8 protein-coding genes and 1 pseudogene are annotated in these 20542 nt (G+C 67.6%); 3 read left to right on the top strand and 6 right to left on the bottom strand.

Annotated elements, in window-relative coordinates; genetic code table 11:
* Positions 1-68: 68 nt before the first annotated feature.
* From pcaF to ACW173_RS14485, 3 genes are read left to right on the top strand one after another with little or no spacing between them, the layout of a single operon-like run.
* On the top strand, positions 69-1268 hold the full coding sequence (gene pcaF, locus ACW173_RS14495) for a 3-oxoadipyl-CoA thiolase (protein ID WP_492080698.1): 1200 nt from the start codon (positions 69-71) through the stop codon (positions 1266-1268).
* The gene (locus tag ACW173_RS14490) at positions 1268-2431 is read left to right on the top strand and encodes an acyl-CoA dehydrogenase family protein (protein ID WP_492080696.1); all 1164 of its coding nucleotides are present in this window, start codon (positions 1268-1270) and stop codon (positions 2429-2431) included. Before pcaF ends, ACW173_RS14490 begins: the two co-directional genes overlap by 1 nt.
* Positions 2431-3198: an HTD2 family dehydratase gene (locus tag ACW173_RS14485; RefSeq protein ID WP_492080695.1), complete on the top strand. Its 768-nt coding sequence runs from the start codon at positions 2431-2433 to the stop codon at positions 3196-3198. Before ACW173_RS14490 ends, ACW173_RS14485 begins: the two co-directional genes overlap by 1 nt.
* 6 nt (positions 3199-3204) lie before the next feature.
* On the opposite strand, the pseudogene ACW173_RS14480 reads toward ACW173_RS14485, so the two are convergent.
* From ACW173_RS14480 to ACW173_RS14455, 6 genes and pseudogenes are all read right to left on the bottom strand, one after another.
* Positions 3205-5004 (bottom strand): annotated as a pseudogene (locus ACW173_RS14480) (FkbM family methyltransferase); the annotation flags it as partial.
* Positions 5005-5066: 62 nt separating this feature from the next.
* Positions 5067-7085 carry an O-linked N-acetylglucosamine transferase, SPINDLY family protein gene (locus ACW173_RS14475; RefSeq protein WP_492080694.1) on the bottom strand — a complete coding sequence of 673 codons (2019 nt, stop codon included), beginning with the start codon at positions 7083-7085 and terminating at the stop codon, positions 5067-5069.
* A gap of 148 nt (positions 7086-7233) precedes the next feature.
* Entirely contained in the window at positions 7234-14643 is a 7410-nt protein-coding gene (locus tag ACW173_RS14470) for an ice nucleation protein (RefSeq protein WP_492080693.1), read from the bottom strand.
* A 386-nt stretch (positions 14644-15029) separates the two neighbouring features.
* Positions 15030-17324: a glycoside hydrolase family 3 N-terminal domain-containing protein gene (locus tag ACW173_RS14465; protein ID WP_492080692.1), complete on the bottom strand. Its 2295-nt coding sequence runs from the start codon at positions 17322-17324 to the stop codon at positions 15030-15032.
* A gap of 88 nt (positions 17325-17412) precedes the next feature.
* Positions 17413-18753 (bottom strand): dicarboxylate/amino acid:cation symporter, encoded by a 1341-nt coding sequence (locus ACW173_RS14460; RefSeq protein ID WP_492080691.1) that lies wholly within the window; start codon positions 18751-18753, stop codon positions 17413-17415.
* Between the two features lie 348 nt (positions 18754-19101).
* Complete coding sequence (locus ACW173_RS14455; RefSeq protein ID WP_492080689.1) at positions 19102-20469, bottom strand: sugar MFS transporter; 1368 nt, start codon at positions 20467-20469, stop codon at positions 19102-19104.
* Positions 20470-20542: the final 73 nt, after the last annotated feature.

The following is a 20542-nucleotide window of genomic DNA, read 5'->3' as shown; positions in this document are numbered from 1 at the left end:
AAACTTGTTGAGGCGCCGCCCTCGCGACTCTAACACTTGTTTGAGCGCGATGATGGGAGACCCCTCGGATGACGACCGCCTACATCTGTGACGGGATCCGCACGCCGATCGGCCGCTATGGCGGAGCGCTGTCCAAGGTCCGCGCCGACGATTTGGCGGCCATCCCGCTCAAGGCCCTTGCGGCGCGCAACGCCGGCCTCGATCTGGAAGCGATCGACGAGGTCGTCCTGGGCTGCGCCAACCAGGCCGGCGAGGACAACCGCAACGTCGCCCGCATGGCGCTGCTGCTGGCTGGCTATCCGGTCGAGGTCCCTGGCGTGACCGTCAACCGTCTGTGCGCCTCGGGCCTGGAAGCTGTGGGCTACGCCGCCCGCGCCATCCTGTCGGGCCATGCCGACCTCGTCATCGCCGGCGGCGTCGAGAGCATGAGCCGCGCGCCGTTCGTGATGGGCAAGGCCGACAGCGCCTTCGCCCGCGGCGCCGAGATTTTCGACACCACCATCGGCTGGCGCTTCGTCAATCCGGCCATGCGGAAACTGTACGGCGTCGACTCCATGCCCGAGACGGCCGAGAACGTCGCCGCCGACTATGGTGTGAACCGCGAGGACCAGGACGCCTTCGCCCTGCGCAGTCAGCAGCGGGCGGCGGCCGCCCAGGCCAGCGGTTTCCTGGCGGGCGAGATCACGCCCGTCGAGATCTCCAGCAAGACAGGCCCGACCATCGTCGACGGCGACGAGCATCCGCGCGAGACGACCATCGAAGCCCTCGCCAAGCTGAAGCCCGTCGTCCGCGAGGGCGGCACGGTCACCGCCGGCAACGCCTCGGGGGTCAATGACGGGGCGGTAGCTTTGATCGTCGCCTCAGAGGACGCCATGAAGCGCCATGGCCTGACGCCCCGGGCCCGTATCACCGGCTACGCCACCGCTGGCGTCGCGCCGCGCGTGATGGGCGTCGGTCCGGTCCCGGCGGTCCAAAAGCTGCTGGCCAAGACCGGCCTGGCCATCGGCGACTTCGACACTGTCGAGCTCAATGAAGCCTTCGCCGCACAAGGCCTGGCGGTGCTGCGCCAACTGGGCCTGCCCGACGACGGCGCGCACGTGAACCCGAACGGCGGCGCGATCGCGCTCGGCCACCCACTCGGCGCGTCCGGCGCGCGTCTCGTGCTGACGGCCCTTCGCCAGCTGGAGGCCACCGGCGGCGAGCGCGGTCTGGCCACCCTCTGCATCGGTGTCGGCCAAGGCGCGGCCCTGTCGTTCGAGCGCGTCTAGTGTCGCTGGCCGATCCGGAGCTGATCGAGGCCCTGCGCCAGACGGTGCGGGCCCTGTGCCGCGACTTCCCGCCGCCGTACTGGCGCGCCCTGGATCGCGAGAAGGCCTATCCGACCGACTTCGTGGCCGCCATGACCGGGGCCGGCCTGCTCGGTGTGCTGATTCCCGAGGAATATGGCGGCGGCGGCCTTGGCCTGACGGCGGCCGCGGCGATCCTGGAGGAGGTCCACGCCAGCGGCGGCAACGCCGCGGCCCTGCACGCCCAGATGTACACAATGGGCACGGTCCTACGGCACGGCTCGACCGCGCAGAAGGAGACCTGGCTGCCGAGGGTCGCCGACGGCTCGATCCGGCTCCAGGCCTTCGGCGTCACTGAACCAACCGCCGGCACAGACACCACCTCGATCTCGACCTTCGCGCGGCGTGAAGGCGATACCTATATCGTCAACGGCCAGAAGGTGTGGACCAGCCGGGCCGAGCACTCCGACCTGATGGTCCTCCTGGCCCGCACCACGCCCAAGGACCAGGTCGCCCGCAAGGCCGACGGCCTGTCGGTCTTCCTGGTCGACATACGCGAGGCCAAGGGGAACGGTCTGACGATCAAGCCGATCGCCACCATGCTGAACCACGCCACGACCGAACTATTCTTTGACGACATGGTCATCCCCGCCGACAGCCTGATCGGCGAGGAAGGCAGGGGCTTCCGCTACATCCTGGACGGCATGAACGCCGAGCGGATCCTGATCGGGGCCGAGTGCCTGGGCGACGCCGCCTGGCTGATCGGGAAAGCGCGGGACTACGCCAACAGCCGGGTCGTGTTCGGCCGGCCGATCGGTCAGAATCAGGGTGTGCAATTCCCGATCGCCCGCGCCTACGCTCAGGCCCACGCCGCGCGCCTGACCATCTACGACGCGGCCGCCCGCTACGACGCCGAGGAGCCGTGCGGCGAGCAGGCCAATATTGGCAAGATGCTGGCTTCGGAGGCCTCGTGGGCTGCGGCCGACATGTGCCTGCAAACCCACGGCGGCTTCGGCTTCGCCGAGGAGTACGACATCGAGCGCAAGTTCCGCGAGACGCGGCTCTACCAGGTCGCCCCGATCTCGACGAACCTGATCCTGGCCTATGTCGCAGAGCACGTGCTCGGCCTGCCCCGGTCATACTGATGCAGCGGCGGCGGACGGCGGTCCTGGCGGCCTCGGACCTGGCGCGGCTGGCGGCGGTGTTGGATCGGCCGACGCCGGCCGAGGTTCCGCCGGCCTGGCACTGGGGATGCCTCGCCGAGCCCCTGCCCCGCGCCGACCTTGGTCCCGATGGCCATCAGAGGCGCGGCCTGTTCCTGCCCGCGATCGAAGCGCCCAGGCGGATGTTCGCGGCGGCTGACATGGCTTTCTCCGCCCCTCTCCTGCCCGGCCTCGAGACCGAGCTTGTCGAGACCGTCACCAACGTCGAAGAGAAGCCCGGCGCGAGCGGCCCGCTGACCTTCGTCACCGTCGATCGGACCTTCAGCCAGGCCGACGAGGTCCGCGTGGCCGAGCGCCAGACCATCGTCTACACCGCCGCCCCGCCCGTGCCCCGGACGCCCGACATCGAGCTTCCGATCGCCGACTGGAGCCACGAAACAGCGACCGATCCGGTGCTGCTGTTCGCCTTCTCGGCGGCGACCTCGAACAGCCACCGCATCCACTACGACCAGGCCTATGCGACGCGGGTCGAGGGTTATGCGGGCCTGGTCGTCCACGGCCCGCTGATCGCCCTGCTGCTGCTGGAGGCCATGCCCGCGCGTAGCATCTCGCGCTTTTCGTTCCGCGCGCTGAAGCCCGCCTTCGCCGGCGAGACGATCACCGCCCATGGCCGCCTGGCCGGCGACGGCGCGGAGCTGTGGGCGACGAGCGGCGGCGCGTTACTGATGAGGGCCAAGGCGACCTTCTAGGCCGCTCTACTCCTCCAGGGTCGACGTATCGAAGCCGTGATACAGCGACAGGAAGCGGAACGGGTGGCCCGCCACGTACTCCTTGAACATCACGTTGTTGATGTCGCTGTTGGTGTCGAAGGTCCCGACCTTGGCGCCGGGGACATGCACGGCCAGATGGGCGCGGGCCAGGTTCAGGGCGACCTGGTCGATCCAGCGGGTGACGGTCTGGCGCGACAGCCGATCGTCCAGATAGGCCCGCAGCCAGCGCAGCAGCACCGAGGTCGCCGCCGTCGGACGGGCCAGCACCAGGTTGGCGGTGATCCGCGAGCCGGCCTGCATGTTGCGCTCGTTCTCGTTGATCACGAGGTCGGCGTCCGCCCACCGCGCCAGGAGATCCGAGACCCCCCGCTGCAGCAGCAGGTCAATGTCCGATACGAACACCGGTCGTTGCAGCAGATCCAGCAGCGCCCCCAGGCGCTGGAACCGCACCGACTGGTAGTGGGCGACCGGGATCTCGATCAGCCCCTTGGGCGGCGCCTCGTAACACTTGATCGTCACCGCCGAGGCGTCGAAGGCGTCGCCGGTGAAGACCACGCGCGGGTCGCCGATCCGCACCGTCGCCGCCGCCTGGGCCAGGCGCTCGGCGCCGCCGATCACATGGATCACCACCAAGAACGGCACATCGCCGTGCTTGATCACCGATAGGGCCAGCCAGCGGGCATAGAGCTCGACATAATGCTCGTCGGCGGCGGCGAAGAACACCACCTGGACGCCCAGGGCGTCGGCGTGGGCCTTGAGGCCGTCGGGGTCCAGCGTCTTGCCGTCGCCGGTCAGGAAGGTCTGCGGCCCGTCGTCCAGCGCGGCCGGCGTCGGATCGCCCAGGTTCGCGCCGGTCAGGGAGTCCATCACCGAACTGTAGTGGTGGATCCAATCGACCCACTCCTCGCCGGGCGAATCCACGTCCATGGCCGCCGCCTCGGCCAGGATCAGTTCGAACAGGTCCAGTCGCTCGCGGGTCGGATGCTCGCAAAGGATCAGGCTGGCGGCGTCGTGGTAGTATTTCATCCGCCCCAACGGATGCAGTTTCGTGTGGTCGCGGGCTTGGGCCAGAGCCTGGGTCAGCTGGCCCTCGACATCGATCTTCTCCGCCGCCGGCGTGGCTTGGGGCGCGACGCTGGCCTCGACGCCCTCGAAGAAGCGACCCAACAGGGCCTGCATCATGGCGCGCGGCAGCAGAGTTCCCTCCCCGCCGAGGATCTCGAAGCGCAAGGCGCCGCGCCAGCCGACCTGCAGCTCGAAGCGGTCCTGGGCCTGCTCCCAGAGAGTCTCGCCGGGGAAGACTAGGTGCTCGATCTGCGGGGCCTTGGGCGCCAGCGTCAGCGTCCCGTCGAGATGGTCCACACCCCAGCGATGATGGGCGAAGCCGCGATGCGCGCCCTCGACCTTCAGCATCTCCAGATAGCGCGACGGCACGGTGATCCAGCCGGCCCCGGCCAGCAATGGCAGGCGCTCCAGCAACGTCGAGGGCCGGGCCAGCATCTGAACCACGTGCAGCGCCACGACATAGTCGAAGCGGCCGTCGCGGGCGACCTGGGCCAGGAGAACGCGATAGGTGTCCGGATCGGAAAGGTCGCCCGCGAACTCGCCCGCGGTCCCGCCCAGGATCGCGTCGCAAAGATCCCCGGGCCAACCAGGCGGGCCGCCACCGATCAGCAGGATGCGGAAGCCGGGATCCTCGGCCTTGCGTTGGCGCAGGTGGTCGATCAGCCCGTTCAGGGCGTTCAGCACCGTCAGCCGGCTAAGCTGCGCCGGGCGCCCCATACGGTGTGTGCTCAGCGCCTCCATGCCCGGCTCGACGTGGAGCGGGACCGCCGACGGCTCGCGGTTCACGAGGCCCCGCCCTCCCACAGCCGGCCGTCGGCGGGTATGGCCTTGACGCCGTGGCGGCGCGCCAACTCGTGGCGATAGAGGGCGTGCAGATCGGGCTCGGCCTGCATCTCGCGATCGTCGCGATCCAGCGCCAGGCCGATCTCCAGATAGGTCCGCAGGTTGGCCAGGTTCGGCTGCGGTCGCTGGCCGGCTTGGTACTCGGCGATCATCTCGCCATAGAGCTCCTCCAGCTTGCCGGCCAGCAGGTCCATGTCGAACAGCACGCAGGTGTCGCGGTTGGCCTCGAGCTGGGCGCGCATGGCGCGCGCCTTCTCAGGATTGGCCCCGAGCTCGACGGCCTTGTCGACATAGGCCTGGGCGCTGTCGACGACCAGTTCGGGCAGGCCGGCGCTGCGCACCAGGCTCCCGCAGACGCGCGAGGCGAAGCTCTTGCCGGACCAGGTCAGCACCGGCACGGCCATCCAGAGCGCGTCCGACGCCGTGGTGTGGGCGCCATAGGGCGTGGTGTCCAGGAACAGGTCCGCCAGGCGGTAGCGCGCCAGGTGAAAGGCGTTCTGGAGCTTCTGGGCGAAGACTAGGCGTGTGCGATCCACGCCCCGCGCCTCGGCCGCGTCGCGCAGCCGGCCGTTGGTCTCGGGATTGTTGTCCAGCAGCCACAGAACGCTGCCGGGCGTACGCTTCAGGATGTCCATCCAGCGGTCGAATACGAAGGGCGTGATCTTCTGGGTGCCGTTGAAGCAGCAGAAGACGAAGCCGTCTTCGGGCAGGCCGGCCTCGGCTCGCGTCGGCGCGGCGTCGTTGACCTTTCGGCGACGGTCGTTGGGCTGGTAGCAGGGGATCCGGCGGACCGCCTCGGAGTAGTAGAGCTCCATCTCGGGCGGAATGATCCAGGGATCGGCGACGATGTAGTGGTGGTAGTCGCTGCCCATCGTGCCCGGATAGCCCAGCCAGTTGACCAGGATGGGGGCCGGGCGGCGGGCGAAGACGGCCGTGCGGGCGTCGCGGGTGTGGCCGTTGACGTCGACCAGGATGTCGATGCCGTCGTCGGCGATGCGCTGGGCGGCCTCATCGTCTGACATCGGACGAATGTCGGTGAAGTGCTCGACCGCGGCGCGGATGCGGGTGTTCAGACCGTCGCTGGACTCCGGCCCGCAGTAATAGGCGAAGACCTCGACCTTCGATTTATCGTGCACCTCGAACAGCTCGGCCATCAGATAGCCGACGGCGTGGTCGCGCAGGTCCGACGAGATGTAGCCGATGCGCGGGCGCCGGCCGATCACGTCGATCGGCGCATCGCGGCGGTCGGCGCGGATCTGCTCGGGCGTGGTCTTGGTCTCGCGCTCGATGAAGTGGTTGCCGGCCGCCAGCAGCAACAACGGATCGTCGCTATAGGCCGAAATCGACAGCGGGTTGACGCCCCGGAGCAGGGTCTCGCGGCTCAGGCGCTCGCTCGGCTGCAAGGCGGGCCACTTGCACTGGGCCAGGCGCGTGGCGACCAATTGACCGATCACCTCCTCGGCCGTGGGATCGATGTCCGCGGCCCGCAGCAGGGCCATTTCGGCGCGCGCGGGTTGCGAGATATCGCCTAGCAGACGCGCGATCTGCTTCAAGCAGGTGAAGGCGTAGTTCACGCCCATGCCGCTGACGACGACGCTGCGGTTGGCGCCGATCTCCCAGGTGGCGATCGCCATCTCGTGCAGGCCGGCGCGTTCCTGCAGGCCGCCCAGATTGACATAGGCCGGCATGAAGTCGGCGTTCAGCGCGATCGCCTGCTCCAACGAGGCCGCCGCGCCGGCGTTGTCGCCCAGGGCCGATTGCAGGATCGACCGGTTGAACAGCGCCACGCACAGCTGCGGATGCTCGGCGTTGAACTTGATCCAGACCTTGTAGGCCTGGTCGGCCAAGGCGGGCTGTCCCCCCGCGCCCAGGCCCGCCGCCAAGGTGATCAGGTCACCGAGCGGGCAACCCTCGGCGGTAAGCTTGCTGAGCAGATCCAGCGTGTCGACGTCGGCCATTGTCTTCCTGAAACCGATAAGCGGCAACGGACAGGCGCGCGCGAAAGCGGCGCGCGAGTCGGCGCAACGCGATCATGGCATGGGGTTAGGGGCTCGACCAATGGCCGAGCCACCGCCCGCGCCGATAGGCGCGAGCGGCGGGGCGTTATCAGGTCGCCTTCAGGTACGAGACAACCTGGGCGTCGCTCAGGCTCTGCACCTGGCTTTGCGTCAGGGCGTTCGCCTGGGTCGTGGTCATCGCCTCGATGTTGGTGGTCGAGAGATAATCCAGTTGGGTCGAGGTCAGGCCCGTCAGCTGCGAGACCTCCAGCTGACCGATCTGCGTGGTGCTCAGCGCGTCGATCACGGTGGTCGTCAACTGGGCCACCTGGGTGGTGGCCAGCGACGCCAGCTGGGTGCCCGCCAGGTCGGCCACGTCGGTCGCGGTCAGGCCCTTCAGCTGCGACGCCGTCAGACCCTTGACCTGGGTCGTGGTCAGCGCCGCGGTCTGGGTCGAGTCCAAGGCCGAGACGTTGGCCGAAGACATCGCCTGCAGCTGCGTGAGGCTCAGCGACGCGATCTGGGTGCCGGCGAACTCGCCGACGTCGGTCGCCGTCAGCGCCGCGATCTGGGTCGTGGCCACGCCCTTGATCTGCGTCTCGGTCAGAGCGCCGATCTGGGTGCTGTCCAGGTTCGAGAACGTCGTCGTGGTCATCGCCGCGATCTGCGTCGTGGCCAGGGCGGCGATCTGGGTGGCCGCCAGTTCACTGGCCTGGGTCGAGGTCAGGAGAACGATCTGGGCGGTGTTCAGGGCGCCGATCTGGGTGGTGGTCAGCTCGCCGATGTCGGTGGCCGACAACCCCTTCATCTGGTCGCCCGTCAGGGCCTTGACCTGGGTCGTGGTCAGCGAACCCATCTGAGTGGCGTCCATCGCCGACAGGTTGGTGGTCGACAGCGCGACCAGCTGGCTCGTGGCCAGGGCCTGGATCTGCGTGGTCGCCAGTTCGCCGATGTCGGTCGTCGTCAGGTTCTTCAGCTGCTCGACCGTGACGCCCTTGATCTGGGTCGCGGTCAGCGCCGCCATCTGCGTGCCGTCCATGGCCGAGAAGGCCCCGGTCGTCATCGCGCCGATCTGGGCCGCCGACAGCGCCTGGATCTGAGTGTCAGCCAGCTCGCCGATGTCTGTCGTCGTCAGGCCCTTCATGTGGCTGGTGGTCAGGCCCTTCAGCTGCGTCGCGCTGAGGACGGCCATCTGAGTGCCATTAAGGTTGGAGAAGCCGGTGGAGGTCATGCCCGCCAGCTGGGTCGAACTCAGCGACTGCACCTGGGTGTCGGCCAGGGCGCCAACATTGGTCACGTTGAGGCCGGCCATCTGGCTGGTGGTCAGGCCCTTGAGCTGAGCGCTGCTGAGCGCGCTGATCTGGGTGTCGGCCAGCTGGGTGAAGTTGGTCGACGAGATCGCCGAGATCTGGGTCTGCGTCAGGCCGCCGATCTGGGTGGTCGACAGCTCCTGCAGCTGGGTCGAGGCCAAGGCCCCGATCTGCAGGGCCGAGAGCGCGCCGATCTGGGTCGACGACAGTTCGTCGACGTCGGTGACCGACAGACCCTTCAGCTGGGTGGCCGATAGCGCCTGGATCTGGGTGTTGGCCAGCGCCGCGACCTGGGTGTCGGCCAGAGCCGACAGGTTGGCCGCCGACAGGTTCTTGATCTGGTCGACAGTCAGCGACTGGATCTGGGTGGTCGCGAATTCGGCCACGTCGGTCGTGGTCAGAGCCGCGATCTGGCTGGTGGTGATGCTCTTGATCTGCGTCGCGCTCAGCGTCGCGACCTGGGTCTGGCTCAGAGCCGAGAAGCCGGTGGTGGTCAGCGCCGCCAGCTGCGTCCCAGTGAGGGCCTCGACCTGGGTGTCGGCCAGTTCACCAATGTCGGTCGCCGTCAGATTCTTGATCTGCAGTGTGGTGAGACCCTTGATCTGGGTCGTGGTCAGCGCCGCCATCTGCGTGCCGTCCAGAGCCGAGAAGGCCGTGGTCGTCAGCGCCGCCAACTGGCTGGTGTTCAGGGCGGCGATCTGCGTGTCGGCCAGTTCGGCGACATCCGTGGCGCGCAACGAGGCCACCTGCTGGGTCGTGAGGCCCTTCAGCTGATTGGCTGTCAGCGCGCCGATCTGGGTGGCGTCCAGGGCCTGCAAGGCCGAGGTCTTGAGGGCCGCCACCTGGGTCGAGGCGAGCGCGCCGATCTGGGTCGTCGACAGCTGCGCGGCCTGGGTCTCGGTCAGGACGCCGATCTGCGCCGTGGTCAGGGCCTGGACCTGTGTGTCGACCAGTTCGCCGATGTCGGTCGTCGCCAGACCCTGAAGCTGGGTGCTGGTCAGCCCCTTGATCTGCGTGGTCGTCAACGCGCCCATCTGGGTGGCGTCCATCGCCGACAGATTGGTGGTCGACAGCGCGACCACCTGGCTGCTGGTCAGCGCCTGGATCTGCGTGGTCGCCAGTTCGCCGATGTCGGTTGTCGTCAGGTTCTTCAGCTGGTCGACCGTGATCCCCTTGATCTGGGTCGCGGTCAGAGCGCCGAACTGGGTGGCGTCCAGGGCCGAGAAGCTGGTGGTCGTCAGCGCGGCGATCTGCGAGGTCGACAGCGAGCCGATCTGCGTCGTCGTCAGTTCGCCGACGTCGGTGGCCGAAAGGTTCTTCAGCTGGGTCGCCGTGACGCCCTTGATCTGATCCGTGCTCAGCGCGGCCACCTGGGTGCCGTTCAGGGCCGAGAACGAAGTGGTGGTCAGATTGCCCAGCTGCGTGGCCGACAACGCCTGAACCTGGGTGTCGGCGAGATCGCCGACATTGGTCGAGGTCAGGGCCTTGGCCTGGTCGTTGGTCAGGCCCTCGAGCTGGGCCGTCGTCAGAGCGCTGATCTGGGTGGCGTCCAGCAGTTGCACGTTGGTCGTCGAAAGCGCGCCAAGCTGAGTGGACGAGAGCGCGCCGATCTGGGTCGTCGAAAGTTCCTGCACCTGGGTGCCGGCCAGCGAGCCGACCTGCAGGGCCGACAGCGCGCCGACCTGGGTCGAGGACAGGTCGCCAATGTCGGTGACCGACAGGCCTTTCAGCTGGGTCGCCGACAGCGCCTGGATCTGAGTGTTGCTCAAAGCCTGGGATTGGGTGTCCGCCAGGGCCGAAACGCTGGCCGCCGACAGGTTCTTGACCTGGTCGACGCTCAGGGCCTGAAGCTGGGTCGTCGCCAGTTCGCCGATGTCGGTCGCCGTCAGATTCTTGATCTGAGTGGCCGTGATCGCCTTCATCTGGGTGGTGGTCAGCGCCGCGACCTGGGTGGCGCTCAGGGCCGAGAAGCCGGTGTCGGTCAGGGCCGCGATCTGCGAGGTCGTCAGCGAGGCGACCTGGGTCTCTGTCAGCTCACCCACGTCGGTCGTCGTCAGCGCCTTCAGCTGGCTCGTCGTCAGGGCCTTGATCTGCGTGTCCGCGAGCGCCGCGACTTGAGTGCCGTTCAGGGCCGAGAAGCCGGTAGCCGTCAGAGCGGCCACCTGGGTCGTCGCGAGGGCGGCGACCTGGGTGTCGGCCAGCTCGCCGATGTCGGTCGCGCTCAGCGCGCTGAGCTGACTGGTCGTCAGGCCCTTGATCTGGGTCGTGGCCAGCGCGCCCACCTGGGTGGCGTCCCAAGCCGAGAACTTGGTCGCGCCCAGGGCGCCGATCAGCGTGGAGCTGAGGCCCTGGATCTGGGTCGTGGTCAGGTCGTTGACGTTCAGCGCGGCGATCTGCGCCGACGAAAGGGCGCCGATCTGGGTGTCGGCGAAGTCGCCGATATCGGTCGTCGACAGCCCACCGAGCTGGCTGGTCGTCAGGCCCTTCATCTGGGTGACGGTCAGAGCCTGGGTCTGGGTCGCGTCAAGCGCCGACAGGTTGGTGGACGTCAGGGTCTTGATCTGATCGACGCTCAGGGCGCCGATCTGCGTCGTCGTCAGCTCGCCCACGTCGGTCGTGGTCAGGTTCTTCACCTGATCAAGCGTGACGCCCTTCAGCTGGGTGGTCGTCAGCGCGCCAACCTGGGTCGCGTCCAGGGCCGAGAAGGCGGTCGTCGTCAGGGCCGCGACCTGCGAGGTCGTCAGCTGCGAGACCTGCGTCGTGGTCAACTCGCCGATGTCCGTGGCGTCCAGAGCCTTGAGCTGGCTGACCGTGATGGCCTTGACCTGAGTCTCGTTCAGCGCCGCGACCTGGGTCGCGTTCAGCGCCGAGAAGCTGGCCGTCTTCAGGGCCGCCACTTGACCCGCGGATAGGGCTTGGACCTGAGTGTCGGCCAGAGCGCCCACATTGGTGGACGTCAGGGCCGCCGCCTGCTGGGTTGTCAGGCCCTTCAACTGGCCCGCGGTCAGCGAGCCCAGTTGGGTGGCGTCCATCAGGGTCAGGTTGGTCGACGTGATCGCGCCCAGCTGGGTCGAGGTCAGACCGCCGATCTGGGTGGTCGACAGCTCCTGCACCTGGGTCGAGAGCAGGCCCGAGATCTGGGCCGCCGTCAGCTGACCGATCTGGGTCGACGACAACTCGTCGATATCGGTGGTCGTCAGCGCCTTCAGCTGGGTGGCGTTCAGCGCCTGCAGCTGAGTGTTCACCAGCGCCCCGACCTGGGTCGAGTCCAGCGCCGAGATGTTGGCGGCCGATAGATTCTTGATCTGATCGACGGTCAGCTGACCGATTTGGGTCGACGAGAACTCGCCGACGTCGGTGGCCGAGAGGTTCTTGAGCTGGGTGGCGCTCAGCGATTTGATCTGGCTCGCGTTCAGCGCCGCGACCTGGGTGCCGTTCAGCGCCGAGAAGCCCGTGTCCGTCAGTTGCGACAGCTGGCTCGTCGTCAGGGCGCCGACCTGCGTATCCGCCAGCTCGCCGATGTCGGTCGCCGACATGGCGCGCAATTGGCTGGTGGTGAGACTCTTCATTTGAGTCTCGGTCAGGGCGCTGACCTGGGTGGCGTCCAACGCCGTGAAGGCCGTGGTGGTCAGGGCCGCGAGTTGGGTCGTGACCAGGGCGGCGACCTGCGTCGTGGCCAGCTCGGCCACGTCGGTGGCGTTCAGCCTCTTAACCTGGTCGACGGTCAGGCCCTTGATCTGGGCCGCGGACAGGGCGCCGACCTGGGTCGCGTCCATGGCCGAGAAGTTGGTGGCCGAGAACGCGCTTACCTGGGTAGCGCTGAGGGCCGTGATCTGGGTCGTCGACAAAGCCTGGACGCCGGTCTGGCTGAGCGCCGCCAGCTGGGCGTTCGACATCGCCTGGATCTGCGTATCGGCCAGCTCGCCGATGTCGGTCGCCGTCAGGGCGTTCAACTGGCTGGTCGTCAGGCCCTTGATCTGGGTGGACGTCAGGACCGCGACCTGGGTGTCGGCCAGAGCCGAGATGTTGGTCGACGACAGGGTCTTGATCTGGTCAGCGCTCAGGGCGCCGATCTGGGTCGTCGTCAGCTCGCCGATGTCGGTCGTCGTCAGGCCCTGGAGCTGGCTGGTCGTCAGGCCCTTGATCTGGCTCGTCGTCAGAGCCGCCATCTGGGTGGCGTCCAGCGCCGACAGGCTGCCCGTCGTCATCGCGCCCAGCTGCGAGGTCGACAGCGACGCGATCTGGGTGGTCGACAGCTCGGCGACGTCGGTCGCCGACAGGCCCTTGATCTGGCTGGCGGTCACGCCCTTGAGCTGGTCGGTCGTCAGGGCCGCGACCTGGGTGCTGTTCAGCGCCGAGAAGCCGGTCGAGGTCATGGCCCCCAGTTGGGCGGCCGACAGCGAACCGATCTGGGTGTCGGCCAGGTCGCCGATGTTGGTGGTCGTCAGGGCGGCGACCTGCTGGGAGGTCATGCCCTTCAGCTGGGTCGCGTTCAGCGAGCCCATCTGAGTAGCATCCAGCACGACAAGGTTCGTCGTGGCGATCGCGCTCAACTGGCTCGAGGTCAGGCCGCCGATCTGGGTCGCCGACAGTTCCTTGACCTGGGTCGTGGCCAGGGCCGCGATCTGCGACGTCGTCATGGCGCCGACCTGGGCCGACGACAGCTCGCCGATATCCGTGGCGCTGAGCGCCTTCACCTGGGCGGTCGTCAGAGCCGCCATCTGGGTGGTGGCCAACAGAGCGACCTGGGTCGAACTCAGGGCCGAAACGTTGGCGGTCGAAAGGTTCTTGATCTGGTCGACGGTCAGGGCGGCGATCTGGGTGTCGGCCAGTTCGCCGATGTCCGTCGTCGTCAGGGCCGCCACTTGCTGGGTGGACAGGCCCTTGATCTGAGTCGTGGCCAGGCCCGCGATCTGGGTCGCGTCCAGCGCCGAGATGTTGCCTGTCGTGACACTGGTGAGCTGGGTGGTGCTTAGCGCGCCGATCTGGGCGGCGGTCAGCTCGCCCACGTCGGTCGTGTTCAGCGCCTTCAGCTGACTGACCGTGATGCCCTTGACCTGGGTCGTCGTCAGGGCGGCGACCTGGGTGAGGCTCAACGCCGAAAAGGCGGTGTTGTTGACCGCGCCAAGTTGCGTCGCGGTCAGCGCGCCAACCTGGGTGTCAGCCAGTTCACCAATGTCGGTGGCGTCGAGCGCGGCCACCTGCTGGGTGGTCAGGGCCTTGATCTGCGTCTCGTTCAGCGCGCCGACCTGGGTGGCGTCCAGGGCCCGGAAGGCCGAGGTCGTCAGGGCCGCGACCTGCGTCGTGGCCAAGGCGGCGACCTGGGTGGTCGCGAGCTGTGAAGACTGGGTCGTGGCCAGCAGCGCGACCTGGGCGGTGCTCAGGGCGCCGATCTGGGTCGTGGTCAGCTCGCCAATGTCGGTGGCGTCCAGCGCCTTGATCTGGTCTTTGGTGACGGCCTTGATCTGGGTCGCCGATAGGCCGGCGACCTGCGTGGTGTCGAGGGCCGAGAAGCTGGCGGGCGTCAGCGAGGCCACCTGGGCCGTCGTCAGGGCGCCCACCTGGGCGGCCGACAGCTCACCAACGTCGGTGGTCGACAGGCCCTTGATCTGGCTGGTGGTCAGGACCGAGATCTGGGTGGTGCTGAGCGCCGCGATCTGCGTGCCGTCCATCGCCGAGACGTTGGCGACCGACAGCGAGGTCAGGCGGTCGTTCGCCATGGAGGCGATCTGGGCGCCGGACAGCTCACCGATATCGGTGGTCGACAGCCCCTTCACCTGGGCGACGCTCAGCGCCTTGATCTGAGTCTCGTTCAGGGTGGCGACCTGGGTGGCGTCCAGCCCCGAGAAGTTGGTGGCCGACAAGGCGCCGATCTGGGTCGAGCTGAGGACGGCGATATGCGAGGTGTCCAGCGACGCCAGCTGGGTCGAGGTGAGCGCGGAAACCTGGTTGGTCGAAAGCTGCTGGAGCTGGGTGACGTCGAAGGTCACCGAAGTGGCGAACTTCGGGATCTGCGTCGTGGTGAGCGCTTTGACCTGGGTCGTGCTGAGCGCCGCGACCTGGGTGTCCGCGAGCGCGCCGATCCCCGTCGCGCTGATGGCGGCGATCTGTGATCCGTTGAGGGACTGAATGTCCGTCGTGGACAGGCCCTGGATCGCAGTGACCGAGAGAGCCGAGATCTGCCCGACGGAAAGACTCGAGATCGCCATGCATTCATCCTTGCTGATGAACGCGCCCCAGTGCGCGCTCAAGCAATGTGAAGACGCCCCCCAACGCAAGCGCCCCAATTCAGCCACACTACGGCCAAGTCGGGGTAACCTTATTTCCTTTCCAAGTCCTTTCAACGAGACATGCGGCCGCAGACGACAATCGCGCGCTCACACGGCTCCAGACGTGGAACCTTCGGACGCATGAAGTCCGAAAAATCCTTACAAGACAAGGACGATCAGCAAAGCTGCTGAAAATGGCGCCTATGCCTGCCTCCACAAGATTCTCCTAACGAGCGACTAATGCAGAGGGGTTTTGGAGGTCTTTTCGGCTCTTGGAGCGCCGCCGCGGCCGTTTACGACTGACCACGCGATTCGCGAGTCGCTCTCTACCCAACCGGGAGAAGCTCGAAGCTGGCGGCCAAACCATCGACCGAGGAATTGGCGATCCACACGTCGAATACTCCGGGTTCGGAGATCCAGTAGTCGTTGTCGCCGACAAACATCAGGTGCTGTCGCTTCAATTCGAACCTCACCTCCCGCTCCGCGCCCGGCGCCAGGGAGACGCGCTGGAAGCCCTTGAGTTCACGTATCGGCCTGGTGCGGCTGGCGACCCGGTCCCTGATGTACAGCTGAACGACATGGTCCCCATGAACGCCGCCGCTGTTCCGGACCTTGGCGGTCACGTGTAGCGTCTCGTTCCAGGCTAGGCGCGCCGTCGACAGCTTCATGTCGGTGACGTCGAAGCGCGTGTAGCTGAGGCCGAAACCGAACGGATAGAGCGCATCGTTGCGGATCGAGCGCCAGCGCGCCTTGTACTCCTGGCCGTTCGGATCGGCCGGAGCCGGCCGGCCAGTGGTGCGGCCATTGTAGAAGAACGGCTCCTGGCCGCTGTCGATCGGAAAGCTGACCGGCAGTCGGCCCGACGGGTTCACGGCCCCAAACAGCACGTCAGCCACGGCGTTGCCCATCTCGCTGCCGAGGAACCAGGTCGCCAGGATCGCCGGGGCGTCGCGGACCACGCCTTCCAGTTGGATGGCCCGGCCGTGGCGCAGCAGCACGACGACCGGTTTGCCGGTGGCGGCGATGGCTTCGGCCAGGCGCTGCTGGACCGGCGGGATGCGGATGTCGGTGCGCGACTTGGCCTCGCCTGTCATGTCCTGGCTCTCGCCGATGGCCAGCAGGACGATGTCCGCGGCTTGCGCGGCCGCGACGGCGCGCTCAAAGCCGCCGGCGATGGTCGTCTCGACCTCGCAGCCGCGCTCGACGATCAGGCTGCCCGGGTCGGCCATCTGGGCGCGCAGGCCAGTGGCCAGATCGACGTTCAGGCGGCGGTCGGCGAAGAAGCCGCCCCAGGCGCCCAGCACATTGTCGCGGTCATCGGCGAACGGACCGATCAAGGCCAGACGCTTGCCGACCTTGGGCAGCGGCAGCAGGGGCCCGTCGTTTTTCAGCAGCACGATCGACCGCGCGCCAGCCTCGCGGCCCAGGGCCCGGATGGCGGGCGTGGCGGTTCGCTCGGCCTCGTCGCGCGGATCCAGCGAGCGATAGGGATTGTCGAAGAGGCCAATCGCCTCCTTGAGGGCCAGCACCCGGCGCACCGAAGCGTCCACCACCGCCATCGGCACCGCGCCCGAGGCGACCAGCTCGGGCAGGTAGCGGTTGTAGAGACCACTCTGCATGCTCATGTCGACTCCCGCCAGGATAGCCAGGCGCGCGGCGTCACGGTCGTCGGCGGCGAAGCCGTGGGCCACCAGTTCCTGGTCGGCCGTGTAGTCCGAGACGACCACGCCCTTGAAACCCCACTCCCCGCGCAGGATGTCGGTCAGCAGCATCTTGTTGGCCGTGGCCGGGATCCCGTTCACGTCGTTGAAGGCCGACATGGTGGTCAAGGCGCCGGCCGCGAAGGCGGCCTGGAACGGCGGCAGGTGCACCTCGCGCAGGGTGGCGTCAGACAACTCGACCGAGTTGTACTCCAGGCCCGCCGTCACCGCGCCATAGGCGGCGAAGTGCTTGGGCGTGGCCAGCATGCTGTCGTCGGCCTTCAGATCCTTGCCCTGGAAGCCACGTACGCGGGCGGCGGCCAGCAGCTCCCCTAAGAACACGTCCTCGCCCGAGCCCTCGGCCACGCGGCCCCAACGCTGGTCGCGCGCGACGTCGACCATCGGCGCGAAGGTCCAGTGCAGGCCAGAGGCCGTGGCCTCGATCGCGGTGGCGCGGGCGGTGCGCTCGGCCAGGTGCGGGTCGAAGCTCGCGGCCTCGGCCAGCGGGATCGGGAACACCGTGCGGAAGCCGTGGATCACGTCGGCGGCGAACAGCAACGGGATCTTCAGGCGCGAGCCCTCGATCGCTGCCTTCTGGGTGTCGCGCGCGGCCTGGGCGCCGACGCCATTGAACAGCGCGCCGACCCGTCCGGCCTTGACCTCTGCCGTCAGGGTCTGGGCGTTGCGGATGTTGACCAGCGGATTCATGTCGCCGATCGGCGGGCGGATCACGTCGGCGAAGCACGACAGCTGGCCGGCCTTCTCCTCGATCGTCATCTGGGCCAACAGAGCCTCGACGCGATCGGAAGCGGCGAAGGCGCGGGGAGCGGTGACGGCCAGCCCCGCCAGACCCGCCGCGCCGGACAGGAAGGCGCGTCGGCTCGCCCCCACGGGGGCGCCGCTCTTCGTCTTCAAAGTCATGGAATCCCCCGGGGACGCTTCACCAGGCCGGCAAAATTGCCGCTAAAGCGCGCCCTGGCAACCAACTTGGGGGCGCAACCGCGGTCGCCTATTCGGCGGGGTGCAGTTGCGCCTCGGCGGGGACGCGCGCGGCGTTGTAGATCTCCAGGTCCAGGATCCCTTCCCGCTTGGCGACGATGGTCGGGACCAGGGCCTGACCGGCGACGTTCACCGCGGTGCGCCCCATGTCCAGAATCGGGTCGATGGCCAACAGCAGGCCCACGCCTTCCAGGGGCAAGCCGAGGGTCGACAGAGTCAGGGTTAGCATGACCGTCGCGCCGGTCAGGCCCGCGGTGGCGGCCGAGCCGATCACCGAGACGAAGACGATCAGGAAGTAGTCCGACCAGGCCAGATGCACGCCGAAGAACTGGGCCACGAAGATCGCCGAGATCGCCGGATAGATGGCCGCGCACCCGTCCATCTTGGTCGTCGCGCCGAATGGCACCGCGAAGGCGGCGTAGGCGCGCGGCACGCCCAGGCTGGTCTCGGTCACGGCTTCCGTCACCGGCAGGGTTCCGACCGACGAGCGCGAGACGAAGCCTAGCTGGATCGCCGGCCAGGCGCCTTGGAAGAACTTCACGGGATTGAGGCCATTCAGCGCCAGGATGGTCGGGTAGACCACCAGCAGCACCAGGGCGAGGCCGATATAGATCGCGCCCGTGAAGGCGCCCAGCTGTCCCAAGGTGGTCCAGCCGTATTGAGCCACGGCGTTGCCGAACAGGCCGATGGTGCCGATCGGCGTCAGGCGGATGACCCACCACAGCACCTTGCGCACGATCGCGAGCGCAGAAGCGTTGAACTTGAGAAAGGCCTCGCCCGCCTCGCCGACCTTCAGGGCCGCGACGCCGGTGACCAGCGAGATGACCACGATCTGCAGGACGTTGAACGACAGCGAGGTCGTGGCCGCGCCAGCGTCCGAGATCTTGGTCGAGGCGGCCAGGCCCAGGAGGTTGGCGGGGACGAGGCCGGTCAGGAAGTCGAGCCACGAGCCGTGGGTCTTGGGCGCCTTGGCGGCGGCGGCCTCGACCGTGGTGTGCAGGCCCGGTTGCAGGATCAGGCCCAGCACGATGCCGATCAGCACAGCGATCAGGGCGGTGACCGCGAACCAGAACAGCGTCCGCCAGACCAGCCGGGCGGCGTTCTGCAGCTGGGCGATGTTGGCGATCGAGGCGACGATGGCCGTGAACACCAGCGGCGGCACCAGCACGCGCAGCAGTTGGACGAAGATCGAGCCGACCTGGTGAAGGGTCTCGGCCAGCGCGTAGCCCGCCTGCCCTTCCGCCGGTCCCAAGTCGCGCGCCAGCAATCCCAGCCCCAAGCCGATGGCCATGGCGGCCAGCACCTGGAACCCGAACCCGCTGATGAAGCGGCTGCTCTTGGCTGCGGCCATGCTCGTTCCTCGACAAAATACCTCGGCTGCGAATGTCGTGCGCAAGAGTGGGATTTACGAGCGAGGTTTTTCGGGAGGCCCTGCCAGGAAAACTGAATCATGCTCCGGCGCCCAAAGGCGCGGCAGCAACTTCGCGTGATGCTTTTCTCGGCCTCTCGACAGGCCTCGCCGAGAAGCCACAACTGCCTGCGACCGGGTGCTGGCCAAGCGCGCCTGATCGTTCAACCGCGCCTTCGCCTTCCTTCGCCGACAGGCCCGACCGCGGGCGTTGACGCGCACAAAAAAATCCCCCGGGAAGACGTGCTTCCCGGGGGTGCTTGCAGGTAGTTCGGACAAGTCCTTCGAGGGTCAGTGGCCGCCGGCCACGCCTTCCTCGATCTGGTGGGTCGGGGCCTTCTTGGCCACGATCGCGAACCACAGGACGTAGAGGTAGCAGACCAGCGGGGCGATGAAGCCCATCGAGATCGAGCCGGTCAGTTCCTCGATCTTGGCGAAGGCCAGCGGCAGGAAGGCGCCGCCCACGATGGCCATGCACAGCAGGCCCGAGGTCGCCGAGGTCGGCGCCGAGGAGCGTTGCAAGGTCAGGGTGAAGATGGTCGGGAACATGATCGAGTTGAACAGGCCGATCAGCAGCGCCGCGAAAGCCGGGATCAGACCGCTGGTCATCGGAGCCGAGGCCAGCAGCAGGTTCACCGTGCCGGCGTGGGCGGTCGGGGTCATGTCCTTGGTCAGGATGACGACCAGGCACAGGGCGATGGCGCCCACGGCCACGGCGGTCAGCAGGGCGTAGTCCTTGATCTTTTTGAGCATGGCCGAGCCGGCGAAGCGGCCGATCATGGCGAACACCATGTAGAAGGTGGTCAGCTTGCCGGCCTGCTCGGACGGGATGTCCAGGATGCGCGACTGCTCCAGGAACAGCAGCAGGTGCAGCGAGATCGCCACCTCGGCGCCGACATAGAGGAAGATGCCGATCGCGCCCAGATTGGCCCACTTCGAGGTCAGGGCGGTGAACGGATTGACCAGGTGGCCGGTCTTCGGCGCGGCGTCGGTGATCTTCTGGCGGACTAGGAAGATCAGCAGGATGAACAGCGCCAGGCCGACGCCGATGGCGAGGTAGACGTTGGAGACGAAGCCCAGGGCCTGCTCGCGCATGGCCTGGGTGATCACCACGTCCTTGGTGAAGATCTCGCCCTTGAGCAGGAAGTTGGCGCCGAACCACAGGCCGCAGGCCGCGCCCAGCGAATTGAACGCTTGCGACAGGTTCAGGCGGAAAGAGGATTCCTCGGGCTTGCCCATCGAGGCGATCAGCGGGTTGGCGGCCACCTGCAGCAGGGTCACGCCCGAGGCCATCACGAACAGGCCGACCAGGAAGACGCCGAAGGTGTGCAGCTTGGCCGCGGCGATGGCGATGAAGCAGCCGGCGACGATGCCGCCCAGGCCGACCATCACCGACTTGGCGTAACCCAGCTTGGACAGGAAAGCCGCCGACGGCAGCGACATGATCCCGTAGGCGATGAAGAAGGCGAAGCCGGTCAGGCTGGCCTCGACGGGGCTCAGGGTGAAGACCGTCTTGAAGGTCTTCAGCAGCGGGTCGAGCAGGTTGGTGACCAGCGCCCAGATGAAGAACAGGCAGGTCACATAGACGATGGCCAGCTTGACGCCCCCGCCCTTGCCGACCTCTTTTGGCGTGGATTTCGCGATCGCGGCGTCGGTCATCGGACGGCGCCCTCGAGGCTGTATTTCACCGCAATCACTGCACCACTCCCTAAGCGACGATGTTTCTGAATCC

Source organism: Caulobacter sp. ALps2 (genome assembly GCF_058681635.1).
This window is presented reverse-complemented; position numbering and strand designations above follow the sequence as displayed.

Excerpts from the sequence above, each read along its gene's own strand:
- pcaF (WP_492080698.1), top strand. The coding sequence starts at position 69 with ATGACGACCGCCTACATCTGTGACGGGATCCGCACGCCGATCGGCCGC.
- ACW173_RS14485 (WP_492080695.1), top strand. The coding sequence starts at position 2,431 with ATGCAGCGGCGGCGGACGGCGGTCCTGGCGGCCTCGGACCTGGCGCGG.
- ACW173_RS14475 (WP_492080694.1), bottom strand. The coding sequence starts at position 7,085 with ATGGCCGACGTCGACACGCTGGATCTGCTCAGCAAGCTTACCGCCGAG.
- ACW173_RS14470 (WP_492080693.1), bottom strand. The coding sequence starts at position 14,643 with ATGGCGATCTCGAGTCTTTCCGTCGGGCAGATCTCGGCTCTCTCGGTC.
- ACW173_RS14465 (WP_492080692.1), bottom strand. The coding sequence starts at position 17,324 with ATGACTTTGAAGACGAAGAGCGGCGCCCCCGTGGGGGCGAGCCGACGC.
- ACW173_RS14460 (WP_492080691.1), bottom strand. The coding sequence starts at position 18,753 with ATGGCCGCAGCCAAGAGCAGCCGCTTCATCAGCGGGTTCGGGTTCCAG.
- ACW173_RS14455 (WP_492080689.1), bottom strand. The coding sequence starts at position 20,469 with ATGACCGACGCCGCGATCGCGAAATCCACGCCAAAAGAGGTCGGCAAG.